This is a genomic window from Streptomyces sp. Ag109_G2-15 (assembly GCF_900215565.1).
Taxonomy (GTDB): Bacteria; Actinomycetota; Actinomycetes; order Streptomycetales; family Streptomycetaceae; genus Streptomyces; species Streptomyces diastatochromogenes.
Genome location: NZ_OCNI01000001.1, coordinates 7,827,661 through 7,851,510, shown reverse-complemented (window position 1 = coordinate 7,851,510; position 23,850 = coordinate 7,827,661). Strand labels below are relative to the sequence as shown.

The 23,850-nt window shown below is 68.5% G+C and carries 23 protein-coding genes and 5 pseudogenes; 15 read left to right on the top strand and 13 right to left on the bottom strand.

Features of this window, described 5'->3' with window-relative positions:
- Positions 1–89: 89 nt before the first annotated feature.
- On the bottom strand, positions 90–1,196 hold the full coding sequence (locus CRP49_RS35485; RefSeq protein ID WP_097256997.1) for a sugar ABC transporter substrate-binding protein: 1,107 nt from the start codon (positions 1,194–1,196) through the stop codon (positions 90–92).
- Positions 1,197–2,219: 1,023 nt separating this feature from the next.
- Between CRP49_RS35485 and CRP49_RS35480 the strand changes: the two genes are divergently transcribed.
- Complete coding sequence (locus CRP49_RS35480; protein ID WP_097257721.1) at positions 2,220–3,587, top strand: glycoside hydrolase family 5 protein; 1,368 nt, start codon at positions 2,220–2,222, stop codon at positions 3,585–3,587.
- A 61-nt stretch (positions 3,588–3,648) separates the two neighbouring features.
- On the opposite strand, the gene CRP49_RS35475 is transcribed toward CRP49_RS35480, so the two are convergent.
- On the bottom strand, positions 3,649–4,167 hold the full coding sequence (locus tag CRP49_RS35475) for a GNAT family N-acetyltransferase (RefSeq protein WP_097256996.1): 519 nt from the start codon (positions 4,165–4,167) through the stop codon (positions 3,649–3,651).
- Positions 4,164–4,371, bottom strand: a pseudogene (locus CRP49_RS48320) (IS256 family transposase); the annotation flags it as partial. The gene CRP49_RS35475 and the pseudogene CRP49_RS48320, both read right to left, overlap by 4 nt.
- 330 nt (positions 4,372–4,701) lie before the next feature.
- Here CRP49_RS48320 and CRP49_RS35465 point away from each other — a divergent pair.
- A complete protein-coding gene (locus CRP49_RS35465; protein WP_097256995.1) occupies positions 4,702–5,493 on the top strand; it encodes a DUF4239 domain-containing protein in 792 nt (263 codons plus the stop codon).
- Positions 5,494–6,905: 1,412 nt separating this feature from the next.
- Positions 6,906–7,310, top strand: a complete 405-nt coding sequence (locus CRP49_RS35455) for a hypothetical protein (RefSeq protein WP_097256994.1) — start codon at positions 6,906–6,908, stop codon at positions 7,308–7,310.
- Between the two features lie 150 nt (positions 7,311–7,460).
- Here CRP49_RS35455 and CRP49_RS48310 read toward each other — a convergent pair whose 3' ends face one another.
- The 3 genes and pseudogenes from CRP49_RS48310 to CRP49_RS35445 all read right to left on the bottom strand — a co-directional run bounded on the left by CRP49_RS48310 (position 7,461) and on the right by CRP49_RS35445 (position 8,259).
- Positions 7,461–7,628, bottom strand: coding sequence for a hypothetical protein (locus CRP49_RS48310; RefSeq protein ID WP_257033607.1), 168 nt, complete (start codon positions 7,626–7,628; stop codon positions 7,461–7,463).
- 54 nt (positions 7,629–7,682) lie between these two features.
- Positions 7,683–7,751 (bottom strand): annotated as a pseudogene (locus tag CRP49_RS48305) (hypothetical protein); the annotation flags it as partial.
- 1 nt (position 7,752) lies between these two features.
- Complete coding sequence (locus tag CRP49_RS35445) at positions 7,753–8,259, bottom strand: hypothetical protein (RefSeq protein WP_097256992.1); 507 nt, start codon at positions 8,257–8,259, stop codon at positions 7,753–7,755.
- A 328-nt stretch (positions 8,260–8,587) separates the two neighbouring features.
- On the opposite strand from CRP49_RS35445, the gene CRP49_RS35440 reads away from it, so the two are divergent.
- From CRP49_RS35440 to CRP49_RS35430, 3 genes are all read left to right on the top strand, one after another.
- Positions 8,588–9,235, top strand: coding sequence for an isochorismatase family cysteine hydrolase (locus CRP49_RS35440; protein WP_097256991.1), 648 nt, complete (start codon positions 8,588–8,590; stop codon positions 9,233–9,235).
- Between the two features lie 108 nt (positions 9,236–9,343).
- The gene (locus tag CRP49_RS35435) at positions 9,344–10,102 is read left to right on the top strand and encodes an SDR family oxidoreductase (protein WP_097257719.1); all 759 of its coding nucleotides are present in this window, start codon (positions 9,344–9,346) and stop codon (positions 10,100–10,102) included.
- A gap of 318 nt (positions 10,103–10,420) precedes the next feature.
- Entirely contained in the window at positions 10,421–11,038 is a 618-nt protein-coding gene (locus CRP49_RS35430; RefSeq protein ID WP_097256990.1) for a VOC family protein, read from the top strand.
- A 435-nt stretch (positions 11,039–11,473) separates the two neighbouring features.
- On the opposite strand, the pseudogene CRP49_RS47100 reads toward CRP49_RS35430, so the two are convergent.
- The 3 genes and pseudogenes from CRP49_RS47100 to CRP49_RS35415 all read right to left on the bottom strand — a co-directional run.
- Positions 11,474–11,662 (bottom strand): annotated as a pseudogene (locus tag CRP49_RS47100) (oxidoreductase); the annotation flags it as partial.
- A 72-nt stretch (positions 11,663–11,734) separates the two neighbouring features.
- Positions 11,735–12,703 carry an alpha/beta hydrolase gene (locus tag CRP49_RS35420; RefSeq protein WP_097256989.1) on the bottom strand — a complete coding sequence of 323 codons (969 nt, stop codon included), beginning with the start codon at positions 12,701–12,703 and terminating at the stop codon, positions 11,735–11,737.
- Between the two features lie 489 nt (positions 12,704–13,192).
- Positions 13,193–14,098: a LysR family transcriptional regulator gene (locus CRP49_RS35415; protein WP_097256988.1), complete on the bottom strand. Its 906-nt coding sequence runs from the start codon at positions 14,096–14,098 to the stop codon at positions 13,193–13,195.
- Positions 14,099–14,335: 237 nt separating this feature from the next.
- Here CRP49_RS35415 and CRP49_RS35410 point away from each other — a divergent pair.
- From CRP49_RS35410 to CRP49_RS35390, 5 genes and pseudogenes are all read left to right on the top strand, one after another.
- Positions 14,336–14,731, top strand: a pseudogene (locus tag CRP49_RS35410) (RraA family protein); the annotation flags it as partial.
- Entirely contained in the window at positions 14,728–15,393 is a 666-nt protein-coding gene (locus CRP49_RS35405) for an RraA family protein (RefSeq protein ID WP_097256987.1), read from the top strand. The pseudogene CRP49_RS35410 and the gene CRP49_RS35405, both read left to right, overlap by 4 nt.
- Positions 15,390–16,004 (top strand): RraA family protein, encoded by a 615-nt coding sequence (locus CRP49_RS35400; RefSeq protein WP_097256986.1) that lies wholly within the window; start codon positions 15,390–15,392, stop codon positions 16,002–16,004. The genes CRP49_RS35405 and CRP49_RS35400 overlap by 4 nt, the downstream gene beginning before the upstream one ends.
- Positions 16,005–16,012: 8 nt before the next feature.
- Positions 16,013–17,125, top strand: a complete 1,113-nt coding sequence (locus CRP49_RS35395) for an aminotransferase class I/II-fold pyridoxal phosphate-dependent enzyme (protein WP_097256985.1) — start codon at positions 16,013–16,015, stop codon at positions 17,123–17,125.
- A gap of 79 nt (positions 17,126–17,204) precedes the next feature.
- A complete protein-coding gene (locus tag CRP49_RS35390; RefSeq protein ID WP_097256984.1) occupies positions 17,205–17,855 on the top strand; it encodes an alpha/beta fold hydrolase in 651 nt (216 codons plus the stop codon).
- A gap of 310 nt (positions 17,856–18,165) precedes the next feature.
- Here the strand turns inward: CRP49_RS35390 and CRP49_RS47095 are convergent, their stop codons facing one another.
- On the bottom strand, positions 18,166–18,567 hold the full coding sequence (locus CRP49_RS47095; RefSeq protein ID WP_179851853.1) for a hypothetical protein: 402 nt from the start codon (positions 18,565–18,567) through the stop codon (positions 18,166–18,168).
- 1 nt (position 18,568) lies between these two features.
- Here CRP49_RS47095 and CRP49_RS35375 point away from each other — a divergent pair, with 1 nt between their 5' ends.
- Both CRP49_RS35375 and CRP49_RS35370 read left to right on the top strand, forming a co-directional pair.
- Positions 18,569–18,787: a response regulator gene (locus CRP49_RS35375; RefSeq protein WP_257033606.1), complete on the top strand. Its 219-nt coding sequence runs from the start codon at positions 18,569–18,571 to the stop codon at positions 18,785–18,787.
- Positions 18,788–18,949: 162 nt separating this feature from the next.
- The gene (locus CRP49_RS35370; RefSeq protein ID WP_097256983.1) at positions 18,950–19,681 is read left to right on the top strand and encodes a phosphotransferase; all 732 of its coding nucleotides are present in this window, start codon (positions 18,950–18,952) and stop codon (positions 19,679–19,681) included.
- A 79-nt stretch (positions 19,682–19,760) separates the two neighbouring features.
- On the opposite strand, the gene CRP49_RS47090 is transcribed toward CRP49_RS35370, so the two are convergent.
- Entirely contained in the window at positions 19,761–19,904 is a 144-nt protein-coding gene (locus tag CRP49_RS47090) for a hypothetical protein (RefSeq protein WP_179851852.1), read from the bottom strand.
- Between the two features lie 372 nt (positions 19,905–20,276).
- Positions 20,277–21,023, bottom strand: a complete 747-nt coding sequence (locus CRP49_RS35365; protein WP_218892981.1) for a helix-turn-helix transcriptional regulator — start codon at positions 21,021–21,023, stop codon at positions 20,277–20,279.
- 253 nt (positions 21,024–21,276) lie between these two features.
- On the opposite strand from CRP49_RS35365, the gene CRP49_RS35360 reads away from it, so the two are divergent.
- Positions 21,277–21,987 (top strand): alpha/beta fold hydrolase, encoded by a 711-nt coding sequence (locus CRP49_RS35360; RefSeq protein WP_097256981.1) that lies wholly within the window; start codon positions 21,277–21,279, stop codon positions 21,985–21,987.
- A 148-nt stretch (positions 21,988–22,135) separates the two neighbouring features.
- Positions 22,136–22,393, top strand: a pseudogene (locus CRP49_RS35355) (ISL3 family transposase); the annotation flags it as partial.
- Positions 22,394–22,497: 104 nt separating this feature from the next.
- Here CRP49_RS35355 and CRP49_RS35350 read toward each other — a convergent pair.
- Entirely contained in the window at positions 22,498–23,598 is a 1,101-nt protein-coding gene (locus CRP49_RS35350) for a calcium-binding protein (protein ID WP_107487126.1), read from the bottom strand.
- Between the last annotated feature and the right edge of the window lie 252 nt (positions 23,599–23,850).

Genomic DNA, 23,850 nt, shown 5'->3' with positions numbered 1-23,850 from the left:
CGGCCTACCGCCCGGGTTGGGCGAGGCGGACGTCAGGGGCCTTCACTGCCCGGATGGGGCATGCGATGGCCCTCGGCGGAGGACGGGTGCTACTTCAGGCCGATTGCAGCGCAGTCCGCCTCGTACTTCGGGGTGCAGATGTCCTTGACGGAGTAGACGCCGTCCGCGATCACTGTGTCCTTGATGCTGTCCCTCGTGAGGGCGACCACCGGCACGAGCATCGCGGGGATGCTCTTCTTCGTCGGGCTGTCGACCGTGTCGCGGGTCAGCGCGTCGAACCGGATGTCGCGGCCCTGGACCTTGTCCACCGCCATCTCCGCGGCATGGGTGGCCTCGTCCAGGAACGACTTGTACACAGTCATGTACTGCTCGTCCGAGACGACCCGTTGCACCGCGTCCAAGTTCGCGTCCTGCCCGGTCACCGGCGGAATCTTGGTGGTGCCCGCCTCCTTCAGCGCGTCGATGACGGCGCCCGCCATGCCGTCGTTGGCTGAGTAGACGGCGGCGATGTTGTTGAGGCCGATGGCCTGGATCGCCTTCTTCATGTTCGCCTTGGCGACCGCCGGCGACCATTTGTCGGTGTCGTACTCCTTGGCGATCTGTACCTTGTTCTGGAGTTCGCTCAGGGCGCCCTCCTTGAACTTCGCCGTGTTCGGGTCCGCGGGGTCGCCGTTCATCATGACGATCTTGCTGGTTGCCGCCTTGCTGCCGAGCGCCTCGATGATGGCGCGGCCCTGGACCTCGCCGACGAGTTCGTTGTCGTGCGAGATGTATGCGTCGATCGGGCCCTGCGCGAGCCGGTCGTAGGCGATGACCGGTATGCCTGCGTCCTTCGCCTTCTGGACATCCGGCGCGATGGCCTTGGCGTCCAGCGCGTCCACCACAACGATGTCGACCTTCTCGTCCACCATCTGCTGGAACTGCCGACTCTGCGTGGCCGGGCTCGCCTCGGCGTTTGCGTAGACGACCTTGCCCTTGCCGTGTGTGAGGGAGGCGACCCCTTTCTTGATGATGGGGTAGTCGAACTTCTCGAAGCGCGCCGTGTCCTTGTCGGGCAGGAGCAGCCCCACCGTGATGTCGTCGCCCTTCTTCGGGGATGCTGAGCCGCCGCTCCCGCCGATGTCGTCGAAGGCGCCGCACGCGGTGAGCGTGAGAGCCGACGCGGAGGCGGTCAGGGCTATCGCGAAATGACGCACAGGGGTCCTGTAGGTGGTACGAGCGCTCACGTCAGGTGCCTTCCGAGTGAGGGAGCATCATGGCAACCCAGTGACGGAAGCAAACGCGGAAACAGCGGGAAACGTCAAGACGTAAGGACAACAAGACGGTTAAGGCCTGCCGTTCACCACGCCCCTCGAAGACTGGCGGGACGTCAGTTCCCGCAGGTAAGCCAGCACGGCGTCAGTCAGAACGCTTCAGCATGTCGTCCAGGTCCGCCAGCGTGTCTGCGACGTCCGTCCCGAACCGGGCCTCCCGGACCTTGAAGCTCCCCCTGGTCCCGCGCGAAGGTTCTCCCCACCACCTCGGTCGCGTTCTCCTGATTCACCCGTTCGCTCTCCTCCGCCATCACGACCGCGAGGCCTGTCGCGGCGACGGATGCACCGGTTGCCATCCCTGGGTCGTGGAGCGCGCGTTCGCCCACTGGCACTGGTTCCGTCGCTCGCCGGGCATTCATCACCGGAGGACTACCCGGCGTGTGCGCGACCGCGGATGAGCTTTACGGTGCCTTGTCTCCCAGGGGCACCATCAAGAACACCGAGCACTGCGACCGATTTCCAGGCGACGTGGACCAAGCCCGAGCCGTCGCCCGATACCTGCGCGTACCACCGGGTGATCCTGCCGACCCGGTGCTGCAGCCGTCTCGACTCTGGCCTGTCGCTCAGCAACGCCCAGATCATCCACGGCCTGAGGCCTTGGCTCACCGACGAGTACCAACACGACGGCCTACGCACCGGCAACGGGGCCGTCTTGGATCATCTCCTCGCTCTCGTGCCCGAGGCGTCGGCCGACCTGCTCGGCTCCACGTGCACCGCTTCACCCGCAGGGGCAGCACGAGGCGCTGCCATCCGTCCGTCACACCTGTCACGCCCGTCCGCGTACGAAGTCGCCGTCGCGCAGGGGATACGGAGGCGAGAAACGGCTTGTACGACCACTTGAAGACAGGCCACGGCTACTGATGGGATGCGCGGCACCTCGAACCCGACGGCCCGAGGTCTCCCGTGGTGCTGCGAACGACCCTGACGGCGAGCGCAGTTGTCGCTGCACTGCTCGCCCCAACAAGCGCCCACCCCCGGCAGGCCGCGGACGGCATACCCGCACTCACCGACCGGCACGGGCGTGTCCTCACCCTGCGCGGCTGGAACGTGGAGGACAAGACGGACCGAGGCGAAAGCGCTCTGTCGGCCATCACCGAGAGCCACTTCCGCGACATGCGGGCCAACGGCTTCAACTTCGCCCGACTGCTGGTCTTCTGGGACGACCTGGAACCGCGGCGCGGCCACTACAGCCAGACGTACCTGCGGAAGATCGAACGCATCCTGGACTGGGCCGCCCGACAGGACATGAAGGTCGTGATCGACGCCCACCAGGACGTCTTCGGACCCGCTTTCGGCCACCGCGGCATCCCCGAGTGGGCGACCAGAACCGATGGACTTCCCTTCACCGCGCACCCGGACGACTGGTTCGCCGAGTACTTCGAGCCCGCCGTCCAGCGCGCCTTCACCCATCTCTACCAGGACCAGGACCTCCAACGCGCCCAGGCCCGGGCGTGGCAGGTCCTCGCGGAGCACTTCGCCCACCACCCGGCCCTCCTCGGCTACGACCTCATCAACGAACCCATGGGCGAGCTGCACCAGGGGGAAGACCTGCCGACGGCCGCCCGCCGGATCGAGCACGATCAGCTCACCCCCATGTACAACCGCCTGGCCGACTCGGTCCGTTCGGCCGACAAGGACGCCTGGATCTTCGTCGAACCCACCCCGATCGTGGGCGAGGGCGTACCGACCGGCCTCGGACGCATCGACGATCCCAAGGTGGTGTACGCGCCGCACTTCTACAACGCCGCAATGGAGGCGGGCGCCGACTACGATCCCAACGCCGGCTGGATCGAGGCCTACGAGCAGGCCGTCACCGAGTACCCCAAGCAGTACAAGGTCCCGGTCGTGGTCGGGGAATGGGGTCCACTCAACAGTTCCCTGCCGAACATGAAGCGCTTCTACCACGACGCAATGGACTCGCTCGGCCGCTACAGCTCGGGCTGGGCGGGCTATGTCTGGTGCTACGGGGGCGGGTACTGCGCCGTCGACGAATCCGGTGACTTCCGCACCAACAAGGAGCTCACCGCCGAACCGTACGCGGAGACAGTCGCAGGCACGATCCGCTCCGCCTCGTACAGCCCCGCCGATGCCGTATACCGGCTGACCTACACCGCGGCACGCCACGGCTCCCGGCTGACAGAACTGTCCCTGCCTCCGGGCCCATGGCGGATCACCACCGACGGCGATGCGGTGATGCTACGCAGGACGACCGGCAAGGCATGGATCCTGGCCTCCCCAGGCAGCGAAGTGACGATCACCGTCAAACACGGCTGACGGGACTGCCTGCCAACGCCGGCTCCCACTCCCCCTCGCCCTCACCTGTGCATCGATGAAGTCATCGTCCGATGCTCCGGCGCCACAGCATCTCGCCTTCGTGCCATTCGTCGGTGAGTGCGAGCCCGGCTGCCGTGGCGACGGCGGCGGATGCCCGATGTTCGGGATGGATGTGGGCGATGACGGTCTGCACCTGCTGCCGGCTCAGCCAGTCGACGAGTCCTCGGGCTGCTTCGGTGGCGATGCCTCTTCCCTGCCAGGGGGTCCCCACCACCCAGGCGACCTCGGCGATGGGGCCATTGCCGGAGGGGCTGACCGTCGCCTGGACGGTACCCGTAAGGCAAGACTCGTCACGCTGCCGGATCACCCAGTTCAGCCAGGAGACGGCCGGATCGGGAGAGCCCGCGGTCATGCGCTGGAAACGCGAGCGCAGGGCTTGCGGGGTGTCCGGGGCGCCGCCGATGAAGGTGTGCAGGGCCGGATCGGACAGCACCACGGCCATCTCCTCGGCGTGCTCGACATGCAGCGGCAGCAGGTCCAGCCGCCTGGTGCTGATGGCCGGGGCCTCGCGGATGCTCACGCCGCGATCGCCTCGGGGCGTTCGACGAACTGGCCACGTTCGAAGCGGGCTCCGGCGCGGACGTGGGCGACGAGGTGGGGCGCCTTCACGGCCCGCCACAACTTCCGGGCGGACTCGACGAGTTCGCAGACCATGGCCAGGGCGGCGGAGCGGGAGCCGACACCCGCAGGTGGCCTTGGTCCGCAGCCGGACGGTGAAGAAGGTCTATTGCTCCCCCTGTTCACACTGTCCTGTGTCACACCGTCCCCCTGGTACGTCCGTGATCAAGCAGGGTAGAGCCTCGGGCACCGAACAGAGCGAGTTTCGTTGAACAATACGGAGTGCAGCAGGTCACGTCGGGCTCCCCGGTCCGTTAACAGGACGATCCCCCTACGCTCGATCGTGTGGACTCCTCGGGATGTTGGACGCGCACCGCGAGACGGGCCATGGGCTTCGCAGAGCGCAGCGGGGCCGCTCTCGGGCCATGTTCACGCCCGTAGGTCCAGGGCACCAAGAGCGACTCCGGCGAGCTTCATGTCCCTAGACTCCCCGCACATGTTGCTCTGGCTGCTCAATCATTTCAGCACCTTCACCCTGGCCGTGATCACCGTCGGCGGGACCGTCGTCCTGGCCGTCACCGGCAGCGTGCTGCTCCGCCGCAGATACCCCTCGCTGGCCAAGGGCGAGCACAACGACATGGTCGGAGTGACGCTGGGGATGTTCGGCGCGATCTACGGGATCATCCTGGCCTTCGTCATCGTCACCCTCTGGACGCAGCTGGAGAGTACGGAGACCATCGTCGCCACCGAGGCCACCGATGTCTCGCTCATCGCCCGCGATGCCGCTGCTTTCCCGCCACCGGTCCACGCCCGCCTCGACGCCGCGCTCGGCGACTACGTTCACGCGGTCGTGGAGCAACAGTGGCCTCGGATGCGCGTGGGGCGTCCGAGCTACGAGGCCACCGCCGGCAAGCTCCAGTCCGTCTACGACGTGCTGCAGACATACGAACCGAAAGCCACTCGCGAACAGGTCTTCTACGAGCAGGCCGTTGACCACGTCAACGACGTCGCCTCCCAGCGCCGGGCCCGCCTGACCATGGCCCAACAGCAACTGCCCCCGCTGCTGCAGGTCCTGGCCTTCGGTGGCGCCATCGTCCTGATCCCCCTCACCTTCTTGTACGGCATGCGCAAGCTGCGGATCCAGATCCTCTTCGTCGCCTCCGTCGCCGCTCTCATCGGGTTCAGTCTGCTCCTGGTCTTCGTCCTCGACCGTCCCTTCGCCGGCGATCTCAGCGTGAGCCCGGCGCCGTTCCAACAGGGAGCGCTCGCGCCGTACTGGACCCAGTGAGCCCGGAGTAACGCCTTCGGCTGATGCGAAAACCTCCTGCCCTACGCCCGCGCCCAGGAGGATCCCGGCGAATGCTCCGGGCAGGAGGAACGCGCCGAACGGGATCGCTGACTTGCGTCCGGCGCGGCGCGCGAGGATGAGGCCGACGCTGTACAGCGCACCGAACAGCTATCCCGACGAAGGTGCCGATCAGCAGGATTCCCCAGCCCTACCAGCCCAGGACGGCGCCGGGCGCAGGGGCACGGGTCCACTTGGGGCAGCCCGCCTCATACAGCGGCCGCGCTGGGCCCGGGCCCCGAGCCGAACCGGCGTGCGAACTCCTCGCGCATCCCGGGGCCCCTGTTCATGTGCGGCGACCGCCACACCACATCGCTGCTCAACCCGCCCCACATCGACCAGGTCCATCTTCACATCACCCGCCAGCACCACCCCGAGATCGGCAGCCTCCCCTCCCCTGGCCCGCCCTCGTCCACCAGCTGCGCCACCTCACCTCCCCGCTGTAGCAACGGTCCCGGCCGACGCCCCGTCAGGCACAGGCCGGGATCCGATGGTGCGACTTTCCACCCGGGCGAGTGAGCCGGTAGCGGTGTCACGCACGGGCCGTCGCGGCAGCCGGTACGAAGATCACGACCCTAGGAGCCGGTCATGAGTCCCTTGATGCGGCAGCGACAGAGGTGTCGAAGCCAGCCGCTGCACCAAGAGTCCCGTCATGGCGTTGTACGCCACCGCACCATCCCCTGTCTCCACAGTCGAGGAAGCCGGCTGCTCCTGCGCCGCGTGCCGTTTCGGCCACGGCGCCGGCCTCCCTGCCTGTCCGTGCCGCTACACCACGGACACGACGGATGCTGAGTGGCAGGTCATCGCGCCGCTGCTGCCCTGACCGACCTGGCTAGACGGCAACGGCGGGCGCCCGGAGGATTGCTGCCGAAGCCTGGTCATCGACGCCATCTGCTACGTCGCCGACAACGGCAGCGGGTGGCGCATCCTGCCCGCCGACTACGGCATCTCACTGGAAGACCCTGCACGCGATCTTCACCCAGTGGAGCCGAGACGGCTTCACCCTCGCCCTCCACAGCGACCTGCGCGAGAAGGTCCGCGAGGCCAACGGGCGTAACCGGGAGCCATCCGCCGCGGTCATCGACTTGCAGTCCGTCCGAGCCGCGAAGACTGTGGCGCCGACAGGGGGCCCGCGTGCCGACGTCACCCCAAGCGGGCGACGCCGATACGGTCGTCACGCATCACCACCGAGAGCAACGAGGAGATCCACGTACCTGTTGACCCGAGTGACCCGGAAATGGTCTGCGGGGTGGCGGCTGCGGAGGGAGACTCTGGTACTCCAGCTCCGCCACCGTCATGCCGGAGTCCGCGCGCCACGCAGCACTTGGAAACGATCCCTCCAAGAAACTACTGCCATGCATCTTGGTCTAGAAAAGTTGTGGACCGCGGCTGGAGTCCTCAGTGGCCTCCAGCTCACAGGGTTCTCTCTGCGGGTCAACAGGGAGATTGCGGCCGGTGAGGACGATCTCACGTGGCTGCCCCTCGCAGACACGCTCAACCTTGCGTCGCTCGCCGTGACGATGCTTGGTGTATTCGTCGCTCCCATCCTTGGGATCAGTGGTGCGGCTCTCGCTCTGAAGGCCTTCGGCCTGTCGGCCCTCCTGCTAGTCGGCTATCCGTTCGCGCTTGCCGGCCACTACGACATGTTCAACCGGCGAACACGTCGCTCATGGACCTACTGCCCGACGCAGGAGCGGATTGTGCTGTTCATCGTTGCTGTGGCGGTGGTCGCCTACGTCGTTCTCGCGAGCATCCGCTAGGGGTCCAACCAATGGGGTCGGTGACTACCTGAAGTCACCAGTACCGGATCGGGGGCCAGTCGTTCCTCGTCCGACGACCCACCCACTCTGGCGACATTTGCGTCATTTGTCATGCCCCCAGCGATTCCCTCACCGGGGGCGTCACATGCGTTACAGCACGGCTAGAAAATGCCCTACCTCGCCGGTGATGTCGCCGACGCCGACGATCGCGTTGTACGAGCCGCCCCAGTCGGAGAAGACCTTGGAGCGCACCTTCAGGCTGCCGTTGCCCGCGCCGTTGTAGCGCCAGAGCGTGCCCGCCCTGTCCCGGGCCAGCACGTCCCCGATGCCGTCGCCGTTCAGGTCTCCGGCGCCGACGACCTTCGTGTAGCCCTTCCAGGCCGAGGCGATCTTCTTCCCGGCCGCTAGGGTTCCGTTGCTCTTCGCCGCGAACAGATACAGGTCACCCGTGGACGCCTTGCGCGCCAGCAGGTCCGCCCGGGCGTCCCCGGTCAGGTCTCCGGGCGAGGTGAGCGTCGTACGCGTTCCAGCCCGTGCCGAGCTTCGTGTACGGCGTCCGGGTACTCAGGTCGTTGCCGGAGGGGGCCTTGTAGCCGCGCAGCGAACCGTCGGCCATACGCACCAGCCCGTCGTTGCACCGGCCCTTGTCCAGGTCGCCGAACGGCACGGCCACCGCCTTCGTCGACCAGCCGTCCCCCGAGGCCTTCCCGGAGAAGGTGCCCTTGCCCGTCCCCTGGTGGAAGGTCGTCAGGCCTGAGGAGTTGAGGGTGAGGAGGTCGCCGAAACCGTCGGCGCCGATGTGGTCGTGACGCACTGGGGTGTCGGCCTCGAACCGGACCGAGCCGCTCACCTGCAGCGGCGCGCCGACGCCGTCAGCCGGGGTGACGGACAGCGTCCTCTCGTACGTCCCGTTCGGCAGCGGCACGTCCCCGGGGACCGCACGGTTCATGCCGTACAGCAGCGAACCAGAGCGACTTTCGACCGCAACCGACCGCCAACGCCCCCAGACGCCCACCCGACCGGCTAGAGGCCGCGAAGCGCCTTGTAGAGGTCGCTGTAGGCGCTCCAGCTGGTGTCGCCGCAGGCACTCAGTCCAACGGCCGGTCCAGTTCACCTGGCTGGGTACCGCCGGTACGGATGCCGTTCAGCCGGACGAGTGACAGACTGAAACTCGAGTCGGCAGTCTGCACCAGAGCACCTGGGCCTGCCCTGACCGTCCACTCCATCTTGCATCCCAGCAGCGAGCGATCCGTTCGCTGACCAGATGGGAACTGTTCATGACTTCTCAAGCGCCGTACTCCCAGAATGAAACTGCTCTTTTGATCGTCGACCCGTACAACGACTTCCTTTCCGAAGGCGGCAAGCTTTGGCCCCGAGCAAAGGAAGTGGCGGAAGGCGTGGGCCTGCTCGACCACATGCGCACCACGCTCGCCACGGCTCGCAACCGGGGCTTTCGCGTCTTCATCGTGCCCCACCACCAGACGACGCCGAACGACTACATCACGTGGGACCACCTGTCCCCGACCCAACAGCGCATCGTGGCCCATCAGACCTTTGCCGAGGGCAGCTGGGGGGCCGAGTGGCACCCCGACTTCCACCCTCGCGAGGACGAGCCCGTCATACGCCAGCACTGGGCCTCGAGCGGCTTCGCGAACACAGACCTCGACTTAATGCTTAAGCAGCACCACATCCGGAAGATCCTTCTGATCGGTATGCGGGCCAACACCTGTGTGGACACCACCGCACGCTTCGGTCAGGAGCTGGGCTACCACGTGACCCTCATCCGCGACGCCATCGCCTCCTTCGGTTGGGCGGAGATGACAGCAACATTCGAGCTCAACGCGCCCCTGTACGCCCACGCCATCCTCACAACAGACGAGTTCGTCGGCATCGTGAACAGCGGGTCCGGCAAGGGCTCCCCGTAATGCGCCGGGCAGCACAACAGGAGAACGGGCGCCCAGAAGAAGTGGAGGCGATCATACGGGGCGAACGGAGGGACGTACGGAAACCGTGTTCTGAGGGTGGTGACCCCGGTGAAGGGGACCGATGAAGGAGCCGGTGGAGCGCGCGGAGGGCTGGTCGGGCAGACGGTCGTGGTGGTGGGAGGCAGCGCGGGCATCGGTCTGGAGACCGCGCGACAGGTGCGTGCGGCCGGCGGCGAGCTGGTGCTCGTGGCGCGCAACGCCGAACGCCTCAAGCGGGCGGCGGACGAGCTGAACCCGCTGAGCACAGCCGCGTTCGACGCCCAGGACATTGACCGCCTGGAGCGCTTTCTCGGAGAGCTGCCCGGGCAGGTCGACCATGTGATGGTCACGGCGGGCAGCCCGTCGTACACCCCCATCGCCGAACTCGACCTGGCCGAGGCCCGGCATGACTTCGGGGGGCGTATCGCGATGATGCTGGCGGTGGCGCGGGCGAGCCGGGAGAAGGTCAGGGCCGGGGGAACGCTGCTGTTCATCGGCGGCACCGGCGGTCGACGGCCCGCAGTCGGGATGGCCGTGATGGGCGCCCTCACCGCGGCGCTGCCGGCGCTGACTGCCAACCTGGCACTGGAGGTCGCCCCTGTCCGGGTCAACCTCATCGCGGCCGGGTTCGTGGACACACCGCTGTCGGCCTCCCTCCTGGGTGACCAACTCGAGTCACGACGTGAGGAGTTGAGGAACACGCTGCCCATTGGCCGGGTGGTCGGACCGGCGGATGTCGCCGCTCTCGCACTGCATATCATGGCCAACGGCGCCCTCACTGGCGCCACGTACGACATCGACGGCGGCCAGCAGCTCGTCGCACACTGACCGTCCACTGCCCTCGGCCCAGGCCGCAGTCGGCCGTCGAGCGCGCGGGCTCCCGCGGGCAGCACCGCCTCGTCCGGCGCCTTTCGTGATCCGCCGCCGGCGAAGTGGGCGAGCGTCCACATGCGGCCCGATCGAACGCGTGTCTAAGCTGGAACACGGCACAGCCCGTTTTGACAGGGCGTCAGGGCACTGCCGGGCTGGGCGTGAGACGAGGCGCTCGCAACGCGTTTCGAGAGCCGTGGGATGCGTCCTGTAAGCCCGGCGCCGCCGCGGATCCGGCCGTCGCCACTATCCCCTCCGAGACGGGAGGCGCAAGCCATGGACATGAAACTCGAGGTCGTCGTGGTGCCGGTGTCCGACGTCGACCGGGCCAAGGACTTCTACACGGCGCTGGGCTGGAGGCTCGACGCGGACATCGCCCCTGACGGTGACTTCCGGGTGGTGCAGGTGACCCCTCCGGGTTCCCCGGCGTCGGTCATTTTCGGCCGATCGGTCACCGATCAGGCCCCGGGCTCGGCTCGAGGCCTGCACCTGGTCGTCGACGACATCGAGGCCGCCCACGACGAGCTGATACAGCGCGGCGCCGACCCGAGCGATGTCTTTCACGACGCAGGCGGCGTCTTCCACCACGCCGGCGCTGATGCCCGGGTACCCGGTCCTGATCCACAACGCGGCAGTTATGCCTCCTTCCTGTCGTTCAGTGACCCGGACGGCAACGGCTGGCTCCTGCAGGAGGTCACCACACGGCTTCCGGGACGGCTGGATCCCACGACCACGTCGTTCGACTCGGCCGAGGACCTGGCGAGCGCCCTGCGGCAGGCAGCCGCGGCGCACGGTGAACACGAGGCGCGCATCGGTGCGGAGGACCCGGACTGGCCGGACTGGTACGCGCGGTACCTGGTGAGCGAGCAGGCCGGAACGGAACCGCCCTCGTGAGCGGTCGGATGCGCGGTCCACGGCCGTAACAGGACACTTCCAGGCGCCAATCAGCTCCCACAGCATCAGGAACGTGGACACCGATGCCGCCACGGGCACGAGCACCAGGCTGAGCGCGAACGACGGCAGCACCGTCTGCGCCGACCGTGACCCGATCCCGTGCGCGCCGTGCCCGGCCGCGTAGCCGACGCCGTACACCGCGCCCGCGGCTACGACGGCTCCCGCCACCGCCATGAACAGCCCCTGCCGGCGCATCCACCGCCACATGCGCCCCGGCCAGTGGCAACAGCTTGGGGTAGACGGCCGCCCACCGGCTTCCGCCCGGTGCAGCCACGCCCGCCGTACCACCCAGTACCCCACACCTGACGTCAGAACCCGACGACCGGGATGCGCACCCTGTGCGGCAGTCCGAGTCCGGCCGGCAGGCAAGGCCAGATCCACCGGTACGACACCGGAGACCGCGCCCTCGACGCCGTACCCGCCGCGGTCGACCGTGCAGTCCCCCACCGCCACCACCAGTCGCGGCCGGCCCATCGCGGCGACCGTGCGCCGCAGCGGCTCGGCCATGTTCCGGGTTACCGGTCCGGTCACCAGTGCCACGTCCGCGTGCCGGGGCGCGGCCACCAGCCGACCTTCTCCTCAACACGTTGGTACCGGAGGCTGCGGAGCGGCCTGTTGCGAAGAGGCGCCCGGAGTCTAGGCTTCGGCGGTTCCAAGGGCGTTGCGCAGGAACGCTGTTGCCTGGTCGATGGCTCCGCGGGCTGCTTTGGACTGACTCAGCGAGTTGAGCATCATGAAGTCGTGGACCGTGCCGTCGTAGCGCACCGTGGTCACCGGAACGCCGGCTGCTCGGAGCTTGGAGGCGTACGCCTCGCCCTCATCGCGCAACACGTCGGCCTCGTCGACGATCAGCAAGGCGGGCGGCAGACCGGAGAGCTGCTCGATGGTGGCCTGGTTGGGAGACGCGGTGATCTCCGCGCGTTGGTCCGGGTCGGTCGTGTAAGCGTCCCAGAACCATTCCATCAGCTCGCGGCTCAGGTAGTACCCGGTGGCGAACTGGTCGTAGGAACCGGTGTTCATGGCCGCATCCGTGACCGGGTAGTACATCGACTGCTGTATGAACGTGACGTCACCGCGCTCCTTGGCCATGAGGGCGAGTGCGGCGGTCATGTTCCCGCCTACCGATTCCCCGGCTACCGCCATGCGCTGTGCGTCCAAACCCTTGGACGCTCCCTCGCGGACGATCCACTGCGCGGTGGCGTAGCCCTGCTCGATGGCCACGGGGTAGTGCGCCTCGGGCGACGGCGTGTACTCCACGAAGGCCACTGCCGTACGGGCGCCTACCGCCAACTCGCGCACCAGGCGGTCGTGAGTACCGGCGTTGCCCAGCACCCAGCCACCGCCGTGCATGTACAACACGACGGGCAGCGTTCCCGTGGCGCCCTGCGGCTTGACGATGCGTACCCGAACATCGCCCACGGCCGCCGGGACGGTGACCCACTCCTCGTCGACCGGCGGCTTGTCGACTGGCGCGGCCTGGAGGTCGTCGAGAACCTTGCGCGCTGCCGTCGGATCCAGCTCGAACAGGAACGGGTGTTGCGAGGTTGCGTCGGCGAGCTCCTGTGCCTCGGGTTCGAGGACGATTGGGGTGGTTTGACCAGCCATGGGAATGCTCCCTGGGAAATCCGAGAAGCGCATGGAGAGGGGCGCGGGAGCTGAAGAGTGCGGTGATGCGTTCGGGCCGTGGGGCGGCCGACACAGCCTCCGCCCTTGTTCAAGCTCCCGATGGGTATGTACATCCACCTTAGTTGCCCATCCGCCGCCGATGCATCCCGAGGGCACCACGGGTGGCGAGGTCGGCGAGCGTGGCCCCCGCCCGTTCGAAAGCGGCCACCCATTCGTCGTGCGCGTGGAGCGGGCCGTCAGGCGGCAGAGGCCGTAGGCATCGGCGGTCATCAGCTTCCGCACAGCCGGGATCAGTCCGCCGGCCCTGAAGCGGAATGCGGCGACGCCCCACTCGAAGAGTTGCGGCTCTGGCTCACCGGCAGCGTCAGGCCACCCTTGGGCTCGGTCATCATGTGCCAGTACTGAGTGTTGGGTCCTCCACTGAACCGAGCTCCTCCCTGTCAGGACCAGCTTGTCCGCCATACGGAGTCAGTCGTGCGGCGGCGGTGCCTGTGCCGTGATCAGTTGCGTCGCGATGGCGGTGAGGCGTTCGGCCAGCGCACCGGGGCTGGATCTCGTCATGGCGGTGAGTTCGATGGTCGCCGTCGTGTGGCGGAGCGGTCTGAAACGGACAGCGGGGCGTGACGCGGATGCCGCGGCGGGCACGACGGTGACACCGAGCCCGCACTCGACCATGGCGATCTGCGAGGTCACCGATCGTGCCCAGTGCGCCGGGACGGGGCTGAATCCGGCCGCTCGGCACATGGTCGCCATGGCGTCGTGGTAGTCGGGCGAGATGTGGCGGTGCAGCCACACCCATGGGCCGCCCGCGAGGTCCGCCAGATCCAACGGGCCGGTGGCCTCGGCGGCGGGGTGGTGGGCCGGCAGGGCCGCGACGAACCGGTCGGCGAAGAGCGAGGTCGCCGTGGTGCCGCGCACCGGGGCGGTCTGGCGCACGATCGCCCAGTCGAGCGAGCGGTCGAGCAGCCCCGCCGCGGCCTCGTGGGTGTCGATCTCCTGGGTGCGGATCTCGACGTCCGGCACAGCCTCGTGGAACTGCTCCAGCACGAGCGGCAGGGGCCAGGAGAAGGCCGATGCGACGGCGCCCAGGCTCAGTCGTCCGCCACGCCCGGTCGCGGCCTGCCGGGCGGCGGTCTCCGCCTCCTCGGCATGCCGGATCAGCGCGCGGCAGTGGTCCAGGAACACGGCTCCGGCGGGGCTGATGGCGACCGACCGCTGGGTGCGGTGCAGGAGTTCACAGCCGAGCTGCTGTTCGAGCTGCTTGATCGCCTGGGACAGCGGCGGCTGGGACATCTGCAGCCGTTGCGCCGCACGGCCGAAGTGGAGTTCTTCGGCGACCGCGACGAAATACCGGGCCTGACGGATCTCGACCATGATTCGCACAGCCTCTTACTGAGAGAGCGCTCGACCAGCTCGGGCTTCCCTCCGGAGTCGGCGGCATCCGTCCGGTATGGGGTCCCGCGGCCGTCGTGGGATTCGCCGTCACCGTGGGTCTCGAACCGCGTGCCGAAGGCCCTGCCGGAGCCCACATCGCCACCACGGCCGTCGAGAGTTCGGACGACCGGAGCGTGATCGTCGTCGACAACCAGGGCCGCACCGACGTGTCGTGCCGGGGGCGGCATCCTGAGCCTGGGCGCGGCCCGGCGCGGGGTTCGCGGTGTCGTCGCCGACGGCGTGTGCCGCGATGTGACGGAGGCCCGTGAGCTGGGTTTCCCGGTGTTCTCGCGGGGTTCGATCCCGGCCACGGCGCGGGGCAGGTTGCAGCAGCACTCCACTGGCGAGCCGGTCAGCGTCGCCGGGCTCACGGTCGAGCAGGGCGACGTCGTCCTCGCCGACGAGACCGGTCTCGTCGTCGTCCCGCTGGCCCGAGCCGAGGAAGTGGCGCAGCTCGCGACCGCGATCGTCGCCCGGGAGCGCGCCATCGCGGACGAGGGGCGCGCCGGCGCGCCCCTCTCCCAGGCCATGCACGACGCCCGCCTCGCCGGAGACAAGGAGTCGGTCCGATGAGTGATCCCACCGCCACCGCGAACCCTGCCACCGACCTGTCCACCGCGTCGGTCTCCGACGCCCTCGACTCGCTCGGGCTCCCCGGATCCCTCCACGGCATCGGCGCCCTGCGCCAGGGCCAGCGGACCGTCGGCCCGGTCTTCACCGTCACCTACGAACCGGTCGACGAGGCCGGCGGCACGGTGGGGGACTTCCTCGACGACGTGCCCGCTGGCGCGGTGATCCTGATCGACAACGCCGGCCGCACCGACTGCACGGTGTGGGGCGGCATCATGAGCCAGACCGCCCACGAGCGGGGCATCGCGGGCACCGTCATGAACGGCACCTGCCGCGACGTCGCCGTCGCGACCGCCGCCGGTTACCCGATCTGGTCGATCTCCCGGTTCATGCGCACCGGCAAGGACCGCGTCCGGGTGGCCGCGGTCCAGACCTCCGTCACCATCGATGGCGTCCTCATCCACCCCGGCGACATCCTCGTGGCCGACGACGACGGCACCGTGGTCGTTCCGGCCGCCCGCTGGGACGAGGTCGCGGACATCGCCCACCGTATCGACCGCGTCGAGGAGGCCATCGTCGAGGCCGTCCGCTGCGGCGCCCCACTCGCCGAGGCGCGGGCGCGGCACGGCTACCACTCGCTCCAGACCCGGAAGGACGCCTCGTGAGGACGAACGACCACGTCCGCGGCCACTCCAGCGCGACGCTGCTGGAGGCGTCCAAGCCCGGCATCGCCCTCTCCCCCGAGCTGCGGTCGCTGTGGGCCGGTGCCCGACTGTGCGGTCCGGCGTTCACCGTGCAGGGCGCCGGAGGTGACAACCTCGCCCTGCACCACGCGGTGCTCCAGGCCCCGCCCGGGTCCGTCCTGGTCGCAGACCTCGGCGGCGCCCGCTTCGGCCACTGGGGAGAGATCCTCACGGTGGCCGCCCAGCACCGGGGGATCGCGGGCCTGCTCATCGACGGCGGCGTCCGCGACGCCGACGAGATCAAGGGCCTCGGCTTCCCGGTCTTCTCACGCAACAACGCGATCCTCGGCACCCGCAAGGACTTCCGCGGCGTGTTCGGAGGCCCCGTCACGGTCGGCGGCATCACGGTCCACACCGGCGATCTCGTCGTCGGTGACGTCGACGGCGTCGTAGCCCTTCCCTCGGCCGGCGCCGAGGAGATCCTCGACCGCGCCGACGCGCGCCTGGCCCGCGAGAACGAGCTGGTGAAGCAGCTGCGGGAAGGCCGCACCACCCTCGACCTGTACAACAACTTCGAAGCTGCCGGGCGGTGACGACACCGATGACGGACAACCCGATCTTCGCCGTGGCCGCCAAGGCCGAAGCACTGCGGGCGCGGGGCGCGGACGTCATCACGCTCGCCGCCGGAGAACCCCAGGCGGCCGCCGGCGCCGTCGTCGTGGAGGCCGCCGTCGCCGCCGTCCACGACCCCGCCACCCACCACTACGGAACGGCCCAGGGCGACCCCGCCCTGCGCGCGCTCGTCGCCACCGCCATCTCCGGTGACACCGGGCTCCCCTGGAACGCGGGCGACGTCCAGATCACTCTCGGCGCGAAGCACGCCCTCTTCCTCGCCACCCAAGCCCTGATCGACGCCGGCGACGAGGTCCTGGCAGCCGCGCCCGGCTGGCCCGCGCCCGGCTGGCCCGGGCACGCCGAGGTCGTCACCGCCGCCGGCGGCGTCGCCGTCCCGGTCACCACCGACGCGAAGTTCCGTGTCCCGGCCGAGGCCCTCGACCGCTGCCGTACCCCGCGCACACGAGCGGTGATCCTCTCCAGCCCCGGCAACCCCACCGGCGCCGTGTACCCCGAGTCCCGGCTGCGGCAGATCGCCGACTGGGCGCAGCGGCACGGCTTCTGGGTCGTCAGTGACGACATCTACCGAACGTTCGACTACACCGGGACCTACCGGTCGATCCTGCGGGCAGCTCCGCAGCTGCGCGACCGTACCGTCGTCGTGGGCGGAGTGTCCAAGGGACACGCCATGACCGGCTGGCGCATCGGCTGGCTCGCGGCCCCGCCGGAGATCACCGCTTCGGCGCGGCTCCACGTCGCCCGCACCATCACCCACGTCCCGACGGTCGGCCAGCGGGCCGCCCTCGCTGCCCTGAGCGACACCGGCACCCCCGTAGAAGCCGCCCGCGACTACCGGCGACGGCGCGCGCTGCTCGTGGACGCGCTGAACGGGATCGGCGGCATCGACTGCCCGCTGCCCGACGGCGGCATGTTCGCCTTCCCCGACGTCAGCGGGCTCCTCCGCGACCGCGGATGGTCCAGCAGCGCCGACCTCGCCGCGTGGCTCCTCGACACCGCCCATCTCGCGGTCGTACCCGGCGTGGCGTTCAACGCGCCGGACGCATGCGGGTGTGCTTCGCTGTGGACGACGACACGCTGATCACCGCGATCGAGCGACTGCAAACCGCCCTCGGGCCCACGGAGCACGAGTCGGCCGCGCAACAGCGGCAGGAGGCCCGATGAGCCCTGTCAGGAGACTCGAACGCTTCACGCTCCCCCTCACCGTCAGCGGTACCCGCGTCGAGGTGTCCGGCCTCCACCGGGGCGGCACCGGCACACCCCTGGTGTTCCTCCACGGCTTCGGCTCGACCAAGGAGGACTACGCGGACGTGGTCCAGCAGGAACGGCTCGCCGACCGCCCTGTCCTGGCCTACGACGCGCCCGGCTGCGGTGCCAGCACCTGCGCGGACCTCGGCGCCGTCTCCATCCCCTTCCTCGTCTCCGTCGCCGAGCAGGTCCTGCGGGCGCGGGAAATCGACCGGTTCCACGTCGTCGGGCACTCGATGGGCGGTCTGACCGCGCTCCTGCTCTCCGACGGCGCCCCCGGCAAGGTCGCGAGCTTCACCGACATCGAGGGCAACGTCGCACTCGAGGACTGCCTCCTCAGCCGGCAGATCGTCACCCATACCCACGACGATCCCGAGGAGTTCCTGGCCCGGTTCGCCGAACGCGTCGGCGGGTCGCGCTTCTACGGCGGCGCCCTGTACGCGTCGAGTCTCCCTCACAAGGTTCAGGCCGGAGCGGTCAGGGCGATCTTCGAGTCCGTGGTCGACCTCTCCGACCAAGGGCGAGCACTGCGGCCGCACCGACGACGATCCGCACTCCGGTGAGCGCGGACATTTCGAAGACAGGGATCCCGTTCCCCTTCAGGATCGCCGGGCCGACGGCGAGGAGACCGGTCATGAACGTGACGGCTCCGACGACGATCGCTGTCGCCGCGAGCTCGCGGCGGGTGACCGGCGCGCGCCGGCCGTGGGTCCGCGGCGGTACGCGGAGGTGAGGAACCGCGCCGCGACCACGAGCACGATGAGCAGCCCGAGGGGCAGGCCGCCGAGGGTACGCTCCACCGGACGGCCGCCGCTCTCGGTACCTACCGGCCCAATGTCGCCGGTGCCGGTGACGGTGATCGTGCTGTTCGCCTCAACCGCCCCGGTCGGAGGCCGCACCCTTGAGGCCGACGTGGTCGAAGACACCGCCGGCCTGCGTCAAGCGCACCTCTTCCGTGGCGCCGCCGAGGCCGACACGTCGCAGCGTCAGGTCGCCGGGAGAGGTGGCGAACAGGCCGACTTGCACGGTCCTGGGCAGCCCGGACAGCCGCGCCGTGCCGACCTTCGCCCACCGCTCGCCGTCGGCGGACTCGTAGCCGGTGACGAGCCGTTCGAGCGGCTCAGCGCCGACCGGACGGGATCGGAGGGGAGTTCCGGCCTGGGGTTGTCGATCGTCGCAGCCCACGGCGGCCGCCTCGCCCTCCTGGCCCGGCCGGAGGGCGGCCTGTGCGTTGCGGCCGCGCTGCCGTCGGCGGCCGGGTCGGAAGGGTGACATCGTGAGGGTTCTGGTCGTGGAGGACGCGCGGTCGCTCGCCGAGGTCGTCGCCGAGGGACTGCGGGATCAGGGGATGGCCGTCGACGTCGCGCACGGCGGTCTGGCTCCCGCCGCCAAGCTCGACCTGAACGCGTACGACGTGGTGGTCCTCGACCGCGACCCGCCCGGCATCCAAGGCGACACGCTTTGCCGGATGATCAGTGAGCCCCTGCCAACTTGACATCGCAGGTCAAAGGGCTGGTGTGCTCGTCTGTCGGGGTGCTCGCGCCGGTCGTGGGCGGGAGTCTGCGGAGTAGATCATCTGGCGGGGTTGCCTTGGGGGTGGATCAAGCGTCGGGACAAGTCATGAGCGTGAGAGCCAGCGGTCAGGCAGGGTGGTCGGATGCCTGAGTCGTCCTTGCCTGGAGGTTTCGTCAATGCGGTCGTTCGTGTCGGGGACACGGTGCGCCGTCCGGCTTCGGCGAAGTTCGTGGGTGATCTGCTGAGGTTGCTTGAATCCAGTGGCTGGGGTGGTGCTCCGCGGTATCTCGGTGTGGACGACGAGGGCCGTGAAGTCCTCAGTTACCTCGATGGCCACGTGGCATGGGAGCCGCGACAACCTGCCGCTGTGTCATCGGACGAGAGTTTGGTGACGGTCGCCCGGCTCGTGCGTGAGTTCCATGACCTGACGGCCGGCACCCCGCTGGCCGGAGATCAAGAGGTCGTGTGTCACAACGACCTGTCGCCCAAGAACACGGTCTATCAGCTGTGCGGTGGCGAGCTTCGGCCAGTGGCATTCATCGACTGGGACCTTGCGGCACCGGGCGCGCGGATCCACGACATCGCTCATGTCTGCTGGCAGTACCTCGGTCTGGGCCCTTCGGTCACCGACGTCGAGAAGGCAGCCCGACGGATGAGGCTGATTGTTGACAGCTACGAGTTGCCTGACCGGCAACGTCTCGTGTCCACGATCTTGTGGTGGCAGGACCGGTGCTGGCGGGGCATCGAGACCCAGGCCGATGCGGGTGACGTCGCCATGGCCCGGCTCCGTGACGCAGGGGCGGTGAGGCAAGTTCAGTCGGCCTATCAGTGGGTTTCCGATCATCGGGGTGCATTGGAACGCTCAGTGCAGTGAGCGCGTGGGCAACGGCCGCGGTCGGTTCGCCGGTTCTTTCCCGTGGCGGTCGGACGGCCTTCTACGATCCGGTGCGTGCTTACAGCATGTTGAGTTCGTGCGTCGTTTGGGCGGGGCTCGTCGCGCCGAGAAGGAATACGGCCTCTATGCCATCGAGTGCAGCACCGATCGTGTCCGGCATGGTCGATTCGATCGTCACTGCCTGGCCGCCCGACTTGATCACCTGAGCCGTGGTGTGCGGATCACGGTAAGCCGCCGCGCCGCCACGCCGTCGGCATGAAGACGAGTGAGGAGAGCCGTTCCGACGTTCCCACTCGCGCCAGTCACCAGAATCATCGTCGCATTCTCCAGGCGATAGCAGTGAGAATGCCAAGGATCCGAACACACCATCCTTTGGTGGCTGATCGCCGGGCTCGACGAGTCTCGGTTTGGTCGTCGTGGGGCAACGCCTTGAGCCTGATCGTGCGGTCCTGGCTTGTCGCGTGGTCAACGCGATGGTCGGTGTCGCCGCTGTAGTTGTGCGGGAACGGCGAGGCACACGGGGGTCATCTCCTGTCCGATCACGGACCACATCGGCCCGGGGTGCGAGTACGAATCAATCCGAGGACTTGACCACCGTCGGGAGTTGAGATGCGCGGGCGGTGGTCTGGCGACTGGCTCGGTAGCGGCCCGGGGTCGTTCCCATGATGTAGGTGAACGCTGCGATGAAGCTGCTGGGGTTGGCCCATCCGCAGGCGTAGGCGGTTTGGATGGTGTCGTGGCCGTCGGCGAGGAGCACGAGCGCGTGGTAGATGCGTAGCTGCGTGCGCCACTGATAGAAGGTCATGCCGAGTTCGTTGCGGAGCAGTCGGCTGAGGGTGCGGGTGCTGGCTCCGATCGTCTTCCCGAGTTCGGCGAGCGTGGCGTTGTCTGCCGGCTTCTCGTACAGCGTCCGGGCAATGGCTTGCAGTCGGTCGTCCCGCGGCTCCGGCAGGTGCAGTGGCTGTTCGTGTGCTTCGCGGAGTTCATCAACGAGGACTCGAAGGAGACGAAAGCGCGCGGAGCGGCTGTAGTCAGGCGCGGCGTCGTCGTAGTTGCGGGGGCCGGTCAGGGCGAGCAGGACCTCGCGGGCGAGGTCGGAGGCCAGGAACACGGCGGGATGGTCTGGTACGAGCCGGGCGAGGGATGGCGCGAGAAAGACGATCCGCATATCGGTGTCGCCGTGGGCGCGGTGGTAGTGCGTGAACCCGGCGGGGGTCCAGGCAACCCGGTTGGCGGGAACGATCGACGTGCCGCGCTCGGTGTGAACTGCCAAGACTCCACTGGCTGCGTATACCAGGTGCCCCCGTGCGTGCGACTGCATCGCGCTTGTTTCGCCGGACGGCCAGAGGTGGCGCCCGCCAGACGGCCACATATGTGACGTCACACCGGTGATCCGGCGAGGTTGGCGGCGAACAGGCATCAGTTGGCATCCTATCGGTAGCAAGCCACACCTTGATCTGGTGACACTGCCTCCATGCGGAGTGGTCTTCAGTCGCGCAGAGCGCCCGACCGAAACCACAGTTCATCGAGGCAGCGTGCCTCGGTGCCGCGGCTTGAGGGAGAAGGGGAAACGCATGGCGACGTTCGTCCTCGTGCCCGGCGGTTGGCACGGCTCCTGGTCGTTTGAGGCGGTGGTTCCGCTGCTGGAACGTGCCGGTCATGCCGTTCACGCCCTGACACTGACCGGTCTGCGGCCGGACGACGACAACGCGACGGTCGCGACTGCCAACCTCGACACGCACGCCGACGACATATTGCGGCTCCTCGATCGCGCCCACATCACCAGCGCGACGCTGGTCGGCCACAGTTACGGCGGGATGGTGATCGCCGCCGCCGCCGATCGCGCCGGCGGCCGGATCTCACGACTGGTGCATCTCGACGCCTACGTACCGCGTGATGGCGAGTCGTGCTGGTCGTCGACGACCGAGCGCTACCGGGAAGCGTTCGCTGCCGGCGCTGCGACCACCGGCTACGCCGTCCGACCGCCGGACGGCGGCGATCCCCGCCGTCGCCCCCATCCCCTCGCCTCGTTCCTGCAAACGATCCGGCTCACAGGCACGCTCGCCCAGGTCCCCCGTCGGGAGTTCATCTACTGCTCGGGTTGGGAAGACCGGACGCCGTTCTCTGAACTCCGCACCCGACTCCAAGCCGATCCCGAGTGGCAGGTCCACAACCTCCCAACCGGCCACGACGCAATGCATGAGGCCCCGGAGGCGGTCGCTGCACTACTGCTCGGCGAATGCATCGCGGATGCGTCGACGCACAGACGACAGGCCTGCCATTGAGGGCCACACAAGCCCAGTTCATCCGGCCTCCAATCATTCATGCCGTCGTCTCGGGCCATGGCGTCCCCGGGGACCACCTGCTCCGCGCGCATGGCCGAGATCAGGAGGCCGCGTAGGGGTGTAGAGGACCCATCGGGAAGACCTCGACGTGCATGACGCTACCTACGACCGTCCCGACCTGACCACGTTCGCCCGGCTCGACGCACTCGGCCTCGAGGTCACCGGGCAGTGGCTCGACCCGGATCGTGCAGTGCTGGCGTGCCGAATCGTCGAGCCGGACCGGTGGTGCCGCCGGTGCGGCTGTGAAGGATCGCCGCGGAACACGGTGACCCGGCGGCTGGCGCACGAGCTGCTCGGCTGGCAACCCACCACCTTGGTGGTCACGATCCGTCGTTACCGGTGCAGTCCGCACTTGCCCTGCCGCCTCATCTGACAGGCGAGCGCCCCCGATCTCGCACCGAGACGGAGGGCGCTGCGTCGTTTGGTTTTGCCGGCCGGAGGGGGGCGGCTTCAGCGTCCTACCGCGTTCTCGACGGTCTCGCATCGTACGGCGACGTTGTGGTTGCCGGCTTCGCCATCGCAGAAGTCGGTTTGCGGCCCTCCGTCGAGGAGGTCGTTGGCCGGGCCTGCCCGCAATGTGTCGTCCCCCTCGCCGCCGAAGAGCCGGTCCCGACCGCCTGCCGTACCAACGGTTGCGGTGCCGTCGACGTTGGTGTTGTCGCCGAAGAGCTGGTCGTTCCCGCCACGGCCCCTGATCACGTCCTTGCCGGCTTTGGTGACGTTGTCCGCGGCGCTGTCGCCGATGAGCAGTTCGGCCGCGCTGCCGCCGGTGATCCGGTCATTGCCCGCGCCGGTCGCCGTAGCTCCTGCCGTGGCGGTGTTGTGGTCCCCGATGGCGAACAATCCGCCGTCCGATCCGAGGTCCAGGATGTCGTCGCCGCCGCTCCCGCTTGCGCCGAGGATCGCATTGCTGTCGCCCCTCAGGTTGTCCCCGACGCCCTGGCCCCCCAGGATGACGTCGTCGCCCGCTCCCTGGGCATGGCCGCCAGATGCCCCGTCCACACTGGTGAAGGCAGTGCTGTCTCCCGCGATGCCGTCATCACCCGGTCCTCCGTCGATCCAGTCGTCGCCGCCTCCCGAGGCATCGCCGCCGACGGCAACGCTGTCGCCGCTGGCGCGATCGTCGCCGGGGCCGAGGAGCAGCAGGTCGTTTCCGCCACCCCTGGCAGGCGCGTCAAAGGTCGCGACATCCCCGCCCACCACGTCGTCACCGGCGCCGGCGTCGATCTTGTCGTTGCCCAGCCCGCCTCTGATGTCGTCGTTGCCGTTGAGCCCGCAGATCAGGTCATTTCCGCCCAGGCCGTCAATGACATCGTCGCCCGGGGAACCGACGATCACGTCCGGGCCGGGAGTTCCGTTGATCGTGCCTGAGCCGGTGATGGTTGCAGGGCGGCCGAAGCACGTGGTCTTTTCGAGCGGCTGCGCATCTGCTTCCGGCAGTCCCAGCATGAGCAGTGCCGCCGCAGTGAGGCCAGTGTTGAGCGCCCTCCAGTACACCGGGCGGCGGGACCTGCAGGCCATCGGCGGCTGCGGGGCATGGTGCAGCGACATGCGGGACCTCCGGTGGCTGGACGTCGGTGTCCAGGTTGCGGAATTCGGGAAGGGTGGCTGGACTGCCTACGCGTCTTGACCTCGAAGGCGACGTGAAAGACGGTGCCCAGCGAGATATTTGGGACTATATGCTCAATCCTCTTTCGCTAGTGCCCATGACATCGCCTGCATTCGGGTTAAAGTCGGCACACACGGCCAGACAGTCCGTCAGGAGTGGCCGGAACCTTGTCGGGGACATCCCTCGTTGATTGC

What these genes read in the sequence shown, in the direction of transcription:
- CRP49_RS35420 (WP_097256989.1), bottom strand. Translation starts at nt 12,703, where the DNA reads ATGGCTGGTCAAACCACCCCAATCGTCCTCGAACCCGAGGCACAGGAG.
- CRP49_RS35445 (WP_097256992.1), bottom strand. Translation starts at nt 8,259, where the DNA reads ATGAACCGTGCGGTCCCCGGGGACGTGCCGCTGCCGAACGGGACGTAC.
- CRP49_RS35405 (WP_097256987.1), top strand. Translation starts at nt 14,728, where the DNA reads ATGAGTGATCCCACCGCCACCGCGAACCCTGCCACCGACCTGTCCACC.
- CRP49_RS35360 (WP_097256981.1), top strand. Translation starts at nt 21,277, where the DNA reads ATGGCGACGTTCGTCCTCGTGCCCGGCGGTTGGCACGGCTCCTGGTCG.
- CRP49_RS35370 (WP_097256983.1), top strand. Translation starts at nt 18,950, where the DNA reads ATGCCTGAGTCGTCCTTGCCTGGAGGTTTCGTCAATGCGGTCGTTCGT.
- CRP49_RS35415 (WP_097256988.1), bottom strand. Translation starts at nt 14,098, where the DNA reads ATGGTCGAGATCCGTCAGGCCCGGTATTTCGTCGCGGTCGCCGAAGAA.
- CRP49_RS35440 (WP_097256991.1), top strand. Translation starts at nt 8,588, where the DNA reads ATGACTTCTCAAGCGCCGTACTCCCAGAATGAAACTGCTCTTTTGATC.
- CRP49_RS35465 (WP_097256995.1), top strand. Translation starts at nt 4,702, where the DNA reads ATGTTGCTCTGGCTGCTCAATCATTTCAGCACCTTCACCCTGGCCGTG.
- CRP49_RS35350 (WP_107487126.1), bottom strand. Translation starts at nt 23,598, where the DNA reads ATGTCGCTGCACCATGCCCCGCAGCCGCCGATGGCCTGCAGGTCCCGC.
- CRP49_RS35430 (WP_097256990.1), top strand. Translation starts at nt 10,421, where the DNA reads ATGGACATGAAACTCGAGGTCGTCGTGGTGCCGGTGTCCGACGTCGAC.
- CRP49_RS35365 (WP_218892981.1), bottom strand. Translation starts at nt 21,023, where the DNA reads ATGCAGTCGCACGCACGGGGGCACCTGGTATACGCAGCCAGTGGAGTC.
- CRP49_RS47095 (WP_179851853.1), bottom strand. Translation starts at nt 18,567, where the DNA reads ATGTCACCCTTCCGACCCGGCCGCCGACGGCAGCGCGGCCGCAACGCA.
- CRP49_RS35395 (WP_097256985.1), top strand. Translation starts at nt 16,013, where the DNA reads ATGACGGACAACCCGATCTTCGCCGTGGCCGCCAAGGCCGAAGCACTG.
- CRP49_RS35455 (WP_097256994.1), top strand. Translation starts at nt 6,906, where the DNA reads ATGCATCTTGGTCTAGAAAAGTTGTGGACCGCGGCTGGAGTCCTCAGT.
- CRP49_RS35390 (WP_097256984.1), top strand. Translation starts at nt 17,205, where the DNA reads ATGAGCCCTGTCAGGAGACTCGAACGCTTCACGCTCCCCCTCACCGTC.